This is a genomic window from Tsukamurella hominis, from assembly GCF_965137015.1.
GTDB classification, from domain to species: domain Bacteria; phylum Actinomycetota; class Actinomycetes; order Mycobacteriales; family Mycobacteriaceae; genus Tsukamurella; species Tsukamurella hominis.
Window position 1 is genome coordinate 256,296 of sequence record NZ_CBCRZG010000002.1, and the last position, 12,814, is coordinate 269,109.

The 12,814-nt window shown below is 71.4% G+C and carries 11 protein-coding genes; 5 read left to right on the forward strand and 6 right to left on the reverse strand.

The window, feature by feature from the left end:
• Positions 1 to 34 precede the first annotated feature (34 nt).
• From ACM9LD_RS03845 to ACM9LD_RS03855, 3 genes are read left to right on the forward strand one after another with little or no spacing between them, the layout of a single operon-like run.
• A complete protein-coding gene (locus tag ACM9LD_RS03845) occupies positions 35 to 745 on the forward strand; it encodes a lysophospholipid acyltransferase family protein (RefSeq protein WP_415675449.1) in 711 nt (236 codons plus the stop codon).
• A gap of 11 nt (positions 746 to 756) precedes the next feature.
• Positions 757 to 1,233, forward strand: a complete 477-nt coding sequence (locus ACM9LD_RS03850) for a polyadenylate-specific 3'-exoribonuclease AS (RefSeq protein WP_415675450.1) — start codon at positions 757 to 759, stop codon at positions 1,231 to 1,233.
• A gap of 27 nt (positions 1,234 to 1,260) precedes the next feature.
• A complete protein-coding gene (locus ACM9LD_RS03855) occupies positions 1,261 to 2,658 on the forward strand; it encodes a class II 3-deoxy-7-phosphoheptulonate synthase (protein WP_336671560.1) in 1,398 nt (465 codons plus the stop codon).
• Here ACM9LD_RS03855 and ACM9LD_RS03860 read toward each other — a convergent pair whose 3' ends face one another.
• A complete protein-coding gene (locus ACM9LD_RS03860) occupies positions 2,659 to 3,618 on the reverse strand; it encodes a DUF998 domain-containing protein (protein ID WP_415675451.1) in 960 nt (319 codons plus the stop codon).
• A gap of 147 nt (positions 3,619 to 3,765) precedes the next feature.
• Between ACM9LD_RS03860 and ACM9LD_RS03865 the strand changes: the two genes are divergently transcribed.
• Positions 3,766 to 5,640 carry an acetate--CoA ligase gene (locus tag ACM9LD_RS03865; RefSeq protein ID WP_415675452.1) on the forward strand — a complete coding sequence of 625 codons (1,875 nt, stop codon included), beginning with the start codon at positions 3,766 to 3,768 and terminating at the stop codon, positions 5,638 to 5,640.
• Positions 5,641 to 5,644: 4 nt separating this feature from the next.
• Here ACM9LD_RS03865 and ACM9LD_RS03870 read toward each other — a convergent pair whose 3' ends face one another.
• The 3 genes from ACM9LD_RS03870 to pknB are packed head-to-tail and all read right to left on the reverse strand — an operon-like array spanning position 5,645 to position 9,790.
• Entirely contained in the window at positions 5,645 to 6,754 is a 1,110-nt protein-coding gene (locus ACM9LD_RS03870) for an ElyC/SanA/YdcF family protein (protein ID WP_415675453.1), read from the reverse strand.
• Between the two features lie 40 nt (positions 6,755 to 6,794).
• Positions 6,795 to 7,562 carry a GTP pyrophosphokinase gene (locus ACM9LD_RS03875; protein WP_415675454.1) on the reverse strand — a complete coding sequence of 256 codons (768 nt, stop codon included), beginning with the start codon at positions 7,560 to 7,562 and terminating at the stop codon, positions 6,795 to 6,797.
• A gap of 17 nt (positions 7,563 to 7,579) precedes the next feature.
• Positions 7,580 to 9,790: a Stk1 family PASTA domain-containing Ser/Thr kinase gene (pknB, locus tag ACM9LD_RS03880; RefSeq protein ID WP_415675455.1), complete on the reverse strand. Its 2,211-nt coding sequence runs from the start codon at positions 9,788 to 9,790 to the stop codon at positions 7,580 to 7,582.
• Positions 9,791 to 9,888: 98 nt separating this feature from the next.
• Between pknB and ACM9LD_RS03885 the strand changes: the two genes are divergently transcribed.
• On the forward strand, positions 9,889 to 10,269 hold the full coding sequence (locus tag ACM9LD_RS03885) for an Rv2175c family DNA-binding protein (protein ID WP_415675456.1): 381 nt from the start codon (positions 9,889 to 9,891) through the stop codon (positions 10,267 to 10,269).
• A gap of 167 nt (positions 10,270 to 10,436) precedes the next feature.
• Here the strand turns inward: ACM9LD_RS03885 and ACM9LD_RS03890 are convergent, their stop codons facing one another.
• Together ACM9LD_RS03890 and ACM9LD_RS03895 are read right to left on the reverse strand one after the other, a co-directional pair.
• The gene (locus ACM9LD_RS03890) at positions 10,437 to 10,994 is read right to left on the reverse strand and encodes a LysR family transcriptional regulator (RefSeq protein WP_415675457.1); all 558 of its coding nucleotides are present in this window, start codon (positions 10,992 to 10,994) and stop codon (positions 10,437 to 10,439) included.
• 223 nt (positions 10,995 to 11,217) lie between these two features.
• Positions 11,218 to 12,789: an alpha-(1->6)-mannopyranosyltransferase A gene (locus tag ACM9LD_RS03895; RefSeq protein WP_415675458.1), complete on the reverse strand. Its 1,572-nt coding sequence runs from the start codon at positions 12,787 to 12,789 to the stop codon at positions 11,218 to 11,220.
• Positions 12,790 to 12,814 lie beyond the last annotated feature (25 nt).

Consider the following 12,814-nt stretch of genomic DNA (forward strand, 5'->3'; position numbering starts at 1 on the left):
CAGCACGTCGGGTCGGGGATCAGGAGCTGGTCACATGTGGTGGATGGTCTTCAAATGGGTACTCATCGGACCGGTGCTGCGCCTGCTCGGGCGCCCGCGCGTGGTCGGCGTCGAGAACCTGCCGAAGGACGGGCCGGCGATCCTCGCGAGCAATCACCTCGCGGTCATGGACTCGTTCTTCCTGCCGCTCATGGTGCCCCGGCCCATCAAGTTCCTCGCGAAGAACGAGTACTTCACCGGTAAGGGCCCCAAGGGCGCCTTCAAGAAGTGGTTCTTCTCCTCCGTCGGCTGCATCCCGATCAAGCGCGGCAGCGCGAGCGCGGCCCAGGACGCCCTCGACGCCGGCGTCGGCGCGCTCCGGGACGGCCAGCTTCTCGGCCTCTACCCCGAGGGCACCCGCAGTCCCGACGGCCGGCTGTACAAGGGCAAGACGGGCATGGCCCGGATGGCGCTGGACACCGGCGCCCCGATCATCCCGGTCGCGATGGTGGACACCGAGAAGTTCAACCCGCCCGGTTCGACCCTGCCGCACCCGACGAAGGTGCAGATCCGCATCGGGAAGCCGCTGGACTTCTCCCGGTTCGAGGGCATGTCCGGCAACCGGTTCATCGAGCGGGCCATCACCGACGAGGTGATGTACGAGCTGATGAAGCTCTCCGGCCAGGCGTACGTGGACGTCTACGCGCAGGACGTGAAGGACGGCGTCGTCGTCCCGGGCGAGGAGCGCGAGGCCGGCGCCGCGTAGCCTGACTGCCCATGCGCTACTTCTATGACCTGGAATTCATTGAGGACGGCAGGGTCATAGACCTGGTCTCGATCGGCATCGTCGGCGAGGACGGGCGCGAGTTCTACGCGGTCTCCACCGAGTTCGACCCGGAGCGCGCCGGGCCGTGGGTGCGCGCCAACGTGCTGCCCAAGCTGCCGCCGCCCGCGAGCAAGTCGTGGCAGTCGCGCGCCGCGATCCGCGACGACGTGCTCGACTTCCTCACCGCGGGCCCCGGCGACATCGAGCTGTGGGCGTGGGTCGCCGCCTACGACCACGTCGCACTGTGCCAGCTGTGGGGGCCGATGACGGCGCTGCCGCGATCGATGCCGCGGTTCACCCGCGAGCTCAAGCAGCTGTGGGACGAGCGCGGCCGGCCGCACCTGCCCGCGGCGCCGTCCGACGCGCACGACGCGCTCGCCGACGCCCGGCACAACCTCGCCAAGTACCGGGCGATCATCGGCGGATAGACCCGGCGTAATCTTTCTCACGTGGCAGTGAACTGGACCGTCGACGTCCCCATCGATACCCTCCCCAAGCTCCCGGCCCTCCCGGGTGACCTGCGCGAGCGCCTCGACGACGCGCTGGCCAAGCCCGCGCTGCAGCAGCCGAGCTGGCCGCGGGAGCAGGCGGACGCGATGCGCACGGTGCTCGAGTCGGTGCCGCCGATCACCGTGCCGCCGGAGATCCAGTCGCTGCAGGACCAGCTGGCCGAGGTCGCGCTGGGCCGCGCCTTCCTGCTGCAGGGCGGCGACTGCGCCGAGACCTTCGTCGACAACACCGAGCCGCACATCGCCGCGAACATCCGCACCCTGCTGCAGATGGCCGTCGCGCTCACCTACGGCGCGTCCATGCCGGTGGTCAAGGTCGCCCGCATCGCCGGCCAGTACGCCAAGCCGCGCTCCTCGGACACCGACGCGCTCGGCCTGACCAGCTACCGCGGCGACATGGTCAACGGCTTCCCGCCGGAGGAGGCCGTCCGCAAGCACGACCCGTCGCGCCTGATCCGCGCCTACGCCAACGCGAGTGCGGCGATGAACCTGGTGCGCGCCGTGACCGGTTCCGGCATGGCCGACCTGCACAAGGTGCACGAGTGGAACCGTGAGTTCGTCGCGAACTCGCCTGCCGGCGCCCGGTACGAGGCGCTCGCCGCCGAGATCGACGGCGGCCTGCGGTTCATGGCCGCGTGCGGCGTGGAGGACCGGAACCTCAAGTCCGCCACCATCTTCTCCAGCCACGAGGCGCTGGTGCTCGACTACGAGCGCGGCCTGCTGCGCCTGGCCGACGACCCGGAGGACCCCGAGGCCCAGCAGGTGCTCTACAACCTGTCGGCGCACTTCCTCTGGGTCGGCGAGCGCACCCGCCAGCTCGACGGTGCCCACATCGCCCTGATGGAGCTGATCCAGAACCCGATCGGCGTGAAGATCGGCCCGACGACCACGCCCGAGCTGGCGGTCGAGTACGTCAAGAAGCTCGATCCGCACAACAAGCCGGGCCGGCTCACCCTGATCTCCCGCATGGGCAACGGCAACGTGCGCACCGCGCTGCCGCCCATCGTCGAGGCCGTCGAGGCGACGGGCCACAAGGTGATCTGGCAGTGCGACCCCATGCACGGCAACACCCACGAGTCCTCGACGGGCTACAAGACCCGCCACTTCGATCGCATCGTCGACGAGGTGCAGGGCTTCTTCGAGGTGCACCGCGCCATCGGCTCGCACCCGGGCGGCGTGCACGTGGAGCTCACGGGCGAGAACGTCACCGAGTGCCTGGGCGGCGCGCAGGACATCTCCGATGCCGACCTCGCCGGCCGCTACGAGACCGCCTGCGACCCGCGCCTGAACACCCAGCAGAGCCTGGAGCTGGCGTTCCTGGTCGCGGAGATGCTCCGCGGCTGATCACACGGCGTAGCGGAGTTCCCGGGCGGCGGCGCCGTCGGCCGGGACTCCGTCGCCGGCGCACGGCACGAGCGTGAGGGCGTCGCCCCGCGCGACGCCCATCCGGATGTCGGACAACTCCCGCTGCGACCACGGCTCGCGGCGGAAGAACATGTCGTCGAGGCCCTTGACGAACCACGACGCCGAGAACGCGAGGATGCCGACGACCTCGGCCACCCAGAGTGGGCCGAGGTGGAGCGGCAGCGTCGCGCCGGTGCGCGCCGCGAGCAGGCACAGCGCGCTGACGGCCACAATCGTCGCCGCGCACGCGAGGTGGAACCGCCACCCGGCCCGGTTGGACACCTGCGCGAGGAGGTTCCGGACCCGCCCGCTGCCCGGCGGGGCGATGGCCGGCCGTAGGAAGGGGTTCCTCCGGTCGTGCACCGCCGTGGTGACGCACATGAGCGCGAACATCGCGAACACCACGAGCGCGGCCATGGCGTGGACGAGGGCCGTCCTGTCCGCGCCGAAGGCGAGCTGGAGGGGCGTCGCCACCGGAGGCGCCGCGCCGGCGCCGCACTCGCCCGCGGGGATCGGGCCGGGCAGCCGGGTGGGGAACGCGGCGACGGCGATCGCCGCGACACCGGCGACGGTGCTCAGCGCGTTCGCGGCCGATCGCCGGTTGAGCTTGTAGGAGAACAGCAGGAACCCGACGATGCCGAGGCCGATGACGAAGATGTCCCGGGCCCCGGAGTGGTAGTAGACGCTGAGCGAATCGCGCACCCGCACGCAGTACTCGCCGGACGTGGCGAAGTCGACCGCGATGAGCGCGACCGGAAGCAGCAGCCCCACGGCGCCGCCGTAGAACCTGATGATGAGCAGTGACCGCACCGAGTTCGATTCCTCGATCGCCCGCCGGTCCTCCGCGGGCATCGTGTCCAGGGCACAGCTCCGGTGCGCGCCGCCGTTCGTCTCCGCCATCGCGACTCCCTCCGCCGTGCAGCACCGCAGGTGCGGTCGCCCGGAGGCTAACAAGGCCCCGCGCCGACCGCCCGGCTTCCCGATGAGGCGGGTCACGAATCGCCGGAATCCCCCGCCGCGCCACCGGCGTCCTGGGACCATGCCCCCATGGGTGCCTACGCCGACGAGTACCGCCGCAGCATGACCGATCCCGAGGGGTTCTGGGCCGAGCAGGCCGCCGCGATCGACTGGATCGTCCCGCCCACGAGGATCCTCGACGCCGCGGACGCGCCGCTGTACCGCTGGTTCCCGGACGCGGAGCTGAACACCTGCGTGAACGCCGTGGACCGGCACGTCGCCGCCGGGCGCGGCGACCAGCCGGCGGTGATCCACGACTCCGCGATCACGGGCGAGGTGCGCACGCTCACGTACGCGGAGCTGCTGGAGCGGGTCGCGAAGTTCGCGGGCGTGCTCGCCGGCCTCGGCGTGGGGAAGGGCGACCGGGTGGTGGTGTACCTGCCGATGATCACCGAGGCGGTGATCGCGATGCTCGCCTGCGCGCGGATCGGGGCGGTGCACTCGGTGGTCTTCGGCGGCTTCGCGGCGCCGGAACTGGCCGCGCGCCTGGACGATGCGCGGCCGAAGGCGATCGTCACCGCGTCGTGCGGGCTCGAGGGCAGCAAGGTGCTGCCGTACCTGCCGATCGTGCACGCGGCCATCGACGCGGCGACGGCGAAGCCGGACGCCGTGGTGGTGTGGCAGCGCCCGCAGCTGACGGCGGAACTGGGGCCGCGCGATCACGATTGGGCCGCGGCGGAGGCGGCGGCGCGGCCCGCCGACCCGGTCGCGGTGAAGGCGACGGACCCGCTGTACATCCTCTACACCTCCGGCACCACGGGAAAGCCCAAGGGCGTCGTGCGCGACAACGGCGGACACGCGGTGGCGCTGGCCTATTCGATGCGGGCGATCTACGACGCGCACCCGGGCGAGGTGTGGTGGACGGCGTCGGACGTGGGCTGGGTCGTGGGCCACAGCTACATCGTGTACGCGCCGCTGCTCATCGGCGCCACGACGGTGGTCTACGAGGGCAAGCCCGTCGGCACCCCCGACGCGGGCGCCTTCTGGCGGGTGATCGAGCGGCACGGCGTGCGCAACCTGTTCACCGCGCCGACGGCGCTGCGCGCCATCCGCAAGGAGGACCCGGACGCCGAATTCCTCACGCGCTCCGACATCTCCGGCCTCCGGACGCTGTTCATGGCGGGGGAGCGGCTGGACCCCGACACGTACGAGTGGGCGGCGGCGAAGCTGGGCGTGCCGGTGATCGACCACTGGTGGCAGACGGAGACGGGCTGGCCCATCGCCGCGAACCTGCGCGGCGTGGAGCCGATGCCGGTCAAGCCGGGCAGCGCCACCGTCCCGGTGCCCGGGTTCGGGGTGCGGATCGTCGACGACGCCGGGCGGGACGTGCCCGCCGGTGCCGAAGGCGCCGTGGTGATCTCGCTGCCGCTGCCGCCCGGGACACTGCCGACGCTGTGGGGCGCCGACCAGCGCTACATCGACTCGTACCTCTCGACGTTCCCCGGCAACTACCTCACCGGCGACGGCGGCTACCTCGACGACGACGGCTACCTCTTCGTCATGGGCCGCACCGACGACGTGATCAACGTGGCGGGCCACCGCCTCTCGACCGGTGCGCTGGAGGCGGCGATCGCCGGGCACCCGGCGGTCGCGGAGTGCGCGGTGATCGGTGTGGCCGACCAACTCAAGGGGCAGCTGCCGCGGGCGCTGGTGGCGCTCAAGGCCGGCGGCGACTGGGACCACGACGCGGTGCGCGCCGAGATCGTGCAGCAGGTGCGCGAGACGATCGGCGCCGTCGCCGCGCTCAAGGAGGTCGCGATCGTCGCTGCGCTGCCGAAGACGCGGTCGGGCAAGATCCTCCGCCGCAGCATGCGCGCCATCGCCGAGGGCCGCGACGAGGCCGTCCCGTCGACCATCGAGAACCCGGCGGTGCTCGACGACCTGCGGGGCGTACTCCGCGGGTGATGCCTCAACGCTGCAGCAGCGGCGCGCTGCGGTAACTCCACAGGCCGATCGTGCTCAGCGCGTCGCGGTAGATGCTGCGCAGTTCGTCCGCCGACGGCGTCGCCAGCTCGGCGAGCGGCTTGTCCACGGCCGCCACGGAACTCACCGTGAAGGTCGCGGGCAGGTTCTCGCGCGCCGCCAGGATCAGGTCGACGGTGCCGCGCCGCACGTGGCTCGCCGAGCTCACCACGATCGCGTGGTCGACGCGCTTCGTCGCGAGCACGTACGAGCTGTAGAGCGCGTTCTCGACGGTGGTGCGGGCGAAGTTCTCGTCCGTGATCCGCGCGGCGTCGACGCCGCGCTCCACGAGCCAGTTCTTCATCAGCGCGCCCTCGGTCTTCCCTGCCTGTTCCACGCCGCCGGTCACCACGATCGGCGCCGCGGGCAGGGCCCGGGCGACCTCGAGGGTCTTCTCCAGGCGCTGGATCAGCGGCGCGTCCATGGTGCCGTCCTTCTTCAGCGCGTAGCCGAGCACGACGATGCCGGTGTTCGGCGGCGCGCTCGCCGGGGTCGCGTCGGTGATCGGGGTGCGCACGGCACCGTCGATCGCGGCGAACAGCGCCTCCACCTCGGCGACCCGGTCCGGTGCGATCCGGCGCAGCTGCTCGACCTCCGCGGCCGAGCCGGCGGCGTCGCCGAGGAAGCGGCTCCACACCGCGAGGTAGGTGTGCGCGTCGTCGTCGTCCGGCGCGAAGGCCAGGACCTTGCGGTAGAGCTCCAGGGCGCCGGGGACGTTCTTCTGCGCGATCCGGGCCGACGCGGCGCTGAAGAGGAGGTCGGCGCGGTAGGGGGCGAGCGCGGAGGCTTCGAGCAACTTCTGCTCGACCACCGCCATGTTGTCGACGGTCTTGTCGGTGTTCCCCGCGGTGGACGTGCGGGTGGGGTTGTCGAAGGCGTCCTTCGCCTCCGCGAGCAGCGCGGCCACCTGGCTCGCGACCCCGCGGGCGGCGGCGGACGAGGACGCCGCCGAGGAGGTCGGCGCACCGTCGGAGGAGGTCGAGGTGCAGCCGGCGAGCGTGACGGCGCCGATCGCGGCGAGGGCCACCGCGCGGGTGAGGACGGAGGTCCGGTTCATGGCGCCCAGGCTAGCCCGCGTGCCGGGGCCCCGCCGGGGATCAGTCCGCGCGCTGCGCCAGCTTGAGCAGGCGGCCGAGCAGCTCGTCGCCGGCGAGTTCGGTCTCCGCGGCGTCGCGGTCGCGGGCGACCTCGGCGTCGTGCTCCCCGTGCACCTGCGTGTGCAGCTGCTCCATGCGCCGGTCCAACTGCTCGGCGACGGCCGCGGCCGCCGAGAGCTCGTCCTGCAGGTGGGCGGGGACGGCACCGTCGTACTTGTAGAAGATCTTGTGCTCCAGGCTGGCCCAGAAGTCCATGGCGATGGTGCGGATCTGCAGTTCGACGGGCACGTGCACGGGGCCGGTGGAGAGGAAGACGGGGATCTCGACGATCGCGTGGAGGCTCTTGTAGCCGTTGGCCTTCGGCTCCGCGATGTAGTCCTTGACCACGACGACGCGGACGTCGTCCTGCGCGGTAATGGTGTCCAGGATCCGGTAGGTGTCGGCGATGAAGCTGCACGTGATCCGGATGCCCGCGATGTCGGTGATCGCCTCGCGGATCAGCGGCAGCTCGGGCGCGATGCCGCGACGGGCCACCTTCTTGACGATGCTCTCGGGCTTCTTGATCCGCGAGGTGACGTGCTCGATCGGGTTGTACCGGTGCAGCTGCAGGAACTCCTCGCGGAGGATCGTCACCTTGGTGAGCACCTCCTTCACGGCGAACTGGTACTCCATGAGGAAGCGGGTCAGCTCGTCGCGCATGCGGCGCGCCTGCGCCAGGGTCGCGGCGTCGGGCACGAAGCCGGGCTCGAACGGCGCGGGGCTGCTCATCGACGGTCCCCGCGCCGTCACGGCAGGGCCGTGACGGTCACCGTCGAGCCCGCCTGCACCCTCGTGCCCCCGCCCGGGTCCTGCCAGATGACCTGCGACTTGTCGGAGGCGAAGATGCCGTTGACCTTGACCTGCAGGCCGGCGTCGCGCAGGACGGAGCGTGCCTGGCCCACGTTCATGCCGGTCACCGACGGGACCGTGACACGCGAGGCCATGGTGACGGTGACGCGCTTGTTCGCGGGGTCGACGCGGCCGCCCGCGGACGGGCTCGTCGAGGTGACCACCGAGCCCGACCCGGTCTCGCCCGTCAGTTCGGCGACGAGGCCCGCGCGCTGCAGCAGTTGCTGCGCCTCGGCAGCCGTCTTGCCGGTCACGTCGGGCACCGTCAGGGCGTTCGAGACGAGAAGCGTCACGCTGCCGCCCTTGTTCACCTGACCCGACGGGTCCGTGCCGAAGACCTTCCCGGCCTCGGTGCCGGAGTCGAACTGCTGCGTGGTCTCCTTGACCGTGAGGCCGGCCGAGCGCAGCAGCGTCGTCGCCTCCTCGGGGCTGCGGCCGCGCACGTCGGGGATGTCGACGGGCTCGTTGCCGGCGGAGGCGACCACGGTCACCGTCGCGCCGACGGAGACGCGGGTGCCCGGGGTGGGCGAGAGGCCGATGACGCCGCCCTGTGCGATGTCGCGGCTGAACTGCGCCGGGCCGCGTTTGGGCACGAGGCCGTTGTCACGCAGCTGCTTCTCCACGTTCTCCGGGCTGTCGCCGGGGCGGAACTGCGGGACCGTCGGCCGCCCGCGGGAGTACTCGATGGTGACGGTGCCGAACCGGCTGATCCGGCTGCCCGCGGACGGGTCGAGGCGGGTGATCGTGTCCTCGGTGATGTCGTTGCTGTAGGAGCCGGCCAGCTCCACGTCGAGGCCGGCGTCCTTGATGGTCCGCTCCGCGGTCGGGCGGTCCATGCCCGTCACGTTGGGCACCGTCGTGTACTGCCCGGACGCCAGCCACCAGCCGCCGAACGCGAGCAGCAGTGAGACGACGGCGATGAGCGCGACGATGATCCACGATTTCGCCCGGTTCTTCCGCGGCGGCGACCAGGGCTGCGCCGCGGTCTCGGGCGGCAGCGGCTCGTGCATGGTCTCGGCGCGGGTGTGCTGCACCGGGGTCGCCGGAACGGCGGGCTGCGCGAGGGTGGGCGCGGGCACCCCGGGGGCGGCGCCCGGCACCGCCTGGCCGGGCTGCGGGGAGCCGGGCAGGGGTTGCCCCGCGATGAGCGCGCCGGTCGGCTCGGCGGCCGCCGGGATCAGCGGCTCGCCGCGCTGCGCGTACATCGCGGCGGCGGCGCGCTGCTCGGCGCTGGACTGCGGCGCCGGCACCGTGAACGGCGGCAGGTCGAGGTCCTCGGCGATCGCGCTCAGCGCCTCGGCCATGGCGAAGCCGTCGGCGTAGCGGCGCGACGGATCGCGGTCGGTGGCGCGGGCGACGAACTCGTCGAACTCCGGCGGCACCCCGGCGATCGCGGCGCCGGGCCGCGGGACGTCGTTGTGCAGGCGCTGGTAGGCCAGCGAGATGGCGGTGTCGCCGGTGAAGGGCACCTGGCCGGTGAGCAGCTCGTAGACGAGGATGCCGCTCGAGTAGACGTCGGAACGCGCGTCGGCGTTGCCGGACTCCACCTGCTCGGGGGAGAGATAGGCGGCCGTGCCCAGGATCACGGACGAACTGGTCACGGACGCGGCCGCGATGGCGCGGACGAGGCCGAAATCGGCGACCTTGACCTCGCCGCCGTCGGAGATGAGCACGTTCTCCGGCTTCACGTCGCGGTGCACCAGGCCGGCGCGGTGCGCGGTGCCCAGCGCCGTGAGTACGGGGCCCATGACGGCCGCGACGGCGTGCGGCGGCATCGGGCCGCGCTCGCCCAGCAGTTCGCGCAGCGTGCCGCCGGTGACCAGTTCCATCACCAGGAAGGCGAGCTCACCGTCGACGCCCTGGTCGTAGACGGCCACGAGGCCGGGATCCTTGAGCTTGGCGACGGCGCGCGCCTCGAACTCGAACCGGGAGACGAACTGGGCATCGGCGGCGTACTTCGGGTCCATCACCTTGATCGCGATGGGCCGGTCGAGCCGCAGGTCGAGGCCCATGTAGACGGTGGACATGCCGCCGCGCGCGATCACCGCATCGATGCGGTAGCGGCCCTCGATGCGGGCACCGATCAGCCGGTCGCGCGGGGTGTTCACCTTCTCCGGGTCCTCTCGATGAGTGCGGGTGTCGACAGTTCAGCCTAGCGACCCCGGGGGTGGAAGGGCCGAATCCGCAGCCTCGGTACAGTGTGACGGTGAGCTCCGTCCCGTATCTCAGCGACGACCTGCTGCCCGAGGGCACTGCCACCTACAACCTGGCCACGGTGGCGAAGGGCCTCGGCGTGTCGCAGTCGAAGGTGCTGCAGCTCCTCCGCGACCGCCAGCTGATCGCCGTCCGGCGCGGCGGCGACTTCCACGTCCCGCGGCTGTTCTTCGGCGAGGTCGACGGGCGTTTCTCCATCGCCAAGCATTTCACCGGCCTGCTCAGCGTGCTCCGCGACGGCGGCTTCGACGAGGAGGAGATCCTGCGCTGGCTGTTCGAGCCGCAGGAGGACCTGGGGGAGTGCCCCGCCGAGCTCCTGCACACGGACTCCGCGCGCGAGATGATCCGTCGCGCGCAGTCGATGGCCTTCTAGCGACGCCGGATCCGACCGGCGCGGGCGCGGCGGATCTCTGCGTTCCCGAGGAACGAAGTCGAGTGCTCGTCCGCGCAGGGTATGCGGATGTTGCATACCCGGATATGTGCAGTTCAGAGTACGTTTCTGCTACGTGGGGTATGTCGATTTCGCATACCGTGCGTCGTCTAGGACAGGTGGTCGACGACAGCGCGGGCCTGCGATCGCAGGTCCGGCCGATTCAGGAGTTCGACTCGCCGGCCCCGGGACCACACCCGTACAGGAACGGCCTCGAACCCCTCGAGTCGCGGCCCCGTCACCAGGGCGACGGCGAGATCGGACTCGCCGGAGCGCAGCGCCGCGACCGGGTCGTCGACGATGACCTGGTGGATCTGCAGCTCGTGTTCCCGGTTCCATCGAGTGACCTTGCCCTCCAGATGGTCGGGTAGGCCGAGCTCGGCGGTACGGCTGATGGTGACGGACTGCTGCACGGTCCCGCTCAGCGCACTTAGCTCGTCGATGTCCGCGACGATCCGTTCGATGATCGCGAGCGCCGGGAGACCGGCCGGCGCCGGTGTGGCGCCGCCCGGCCCGCGCTCGAACAATGCGTACCCCAGCGTGCGTTCGGTCACGGCGACGTACCGCGTCACGGTGGATTGCGCGATCCCGTGCGCCCGTGCGGCCATGTTCATGCTGCGCGTCCGGGCCAGCGTCGCGACCACCCGGAACCGCTCGATATCCGACATGTCCGGACGGTAGCCCCGGGCACCGACACGTCGGGGAACGGCGTGTCGGGCGGGTGCGGCGATGCTCGGCGCTCGCGGGGCTGCGCGGAGGGCCTACGGTGCATCGCTCGGAGCGCCGAGCGATGCACGGTATGCCGAAACCGCATAGCTCCACGTCGTCGCGACACTCTGACCTGCGCATTCGTGGTATGCCGAAACTGCATAGCTCGTTCGACGCGACACGTCACCACTTCCGGCTGGGCAGGTCCGTTCCTACGCCTGCCGCCCGCTCTCGCGGAACGCGCGTCGACACCGCGGGTTCGAGGCCGAGCTTCGGCCGCACCTTGAGCGGGTCCGGGCCGAGCAGTGACCAGCCGGCCAGCGCGCCCAGAGCCACGGCCAGCGCGACGTTCCACAGCGAGTACAGGCCGATGGAGCCCGTGGGCATGAAGACCACCATGAGCCACACGGACAGGCCCGCGATGATCGCCAGGGTGCGGCGCGACCAGGTGAACGCGCCCGCGACCGCCAGCGGCCACGTGTAGTACCAGGGCAGCGAGGCGGGCGAGAGCACGCACACGGCCAGCAGGCCGAGCAGGATGCCCATCACGTTGCGCCGCTCGTTCTGCCGGAACCGCCACCACAGCACCACCAGGGTGATCGCCAGCAGTGCGATGCCCAGCGCGCGGGTCACCACCAGGATCGGCGCCAGGTGCAGGTCGGTGAACGGGGCGGCGAGGAAGGCGGTGATCTGCGCGAGCGCCGTCGGCAGGGTGATGTAGTTGATGATCTTGATCGAGCCCGCGAGCGCCGTCATCCACCCCAGCCCGACGCCGGCGATGACGGTGAACGCCGCGAAGAGCGCGACGAAGGCCCCCACCGAGGCCGCCAGCACCGTGCCGAAGGCCTTGGCGACCGATTCCTGCGGATCCGCCTCCCTTCGGTGATGGAACCAGATCCAGACCACGAAGGGCAGCGCGATCGCCGCGGTGCCCTTGACGGCGACGGCGGTCACGATCACCGCGACCCCGAACAGGTGCCGCCGGTCGAGGACGAGCGCGATGCCCGCCACCATGAGGCCCACCATGAGCGCCTCGTTGTGTACGCCGCCCACGAGGTGCACGATCACCAGCGGGTTGAGCACCGCGAACCACAGCGAGACGGCCGGCTTCGCGCCGAAGTGCCGGGCCAGCTTCGTCACGCCCCACACCGACAGCGCGATGCCCGGGAGCATGGCCAGCCGCAGCGCGATGACGCCGGCGAGCACGTTGTCGCCGCACAGCTGCGTGATCCACTTCGCGATGAGGATGAACAGCGGCCCGTAGGGCGCCGTGGTCGTGGTCCAGATGCCGCTCACGTCGTCGAGCAGGCCGTTCGGGTTCACCACGGGGCCGTCGACGTACGGGTCGAAGCCGTCGCGCAGGAGCGCGCCCTGCGCGAGGTACGAGTAGGCGTCGCGCGAGTACAGGGGCACCGCCACGATCAGGGGCGCGATCCACAGGGCGACGGTGCCCGCGACCTGCGGGAGCTCCAGTCGCCCGCCGAGTGCGGCGCGGCCCAGCCGGATCCACGCGACCACGAGCAGCGCGATCCCTGTCCAGAACAGGATCGAGCTCAGCACCAGGCCGTGGCCGAAGCGCAGCCACGACAGGTGCGCCGCCTCGAGCGTGGTGTCGTGCACGCGGATCGCGCCCGCGCCGAAGCTGCCCACGGTCGTCAGGACGGCGCCGACCAGCCCGAGCAGGGCGGGGCGACCGTCGCTGGACCGCAGGAAGGTGCTGTAGCCGCGCAGCGCGGACTGAACTGATCCGGACATCCCCGCCAGTCTAGTGAAGGCTCCG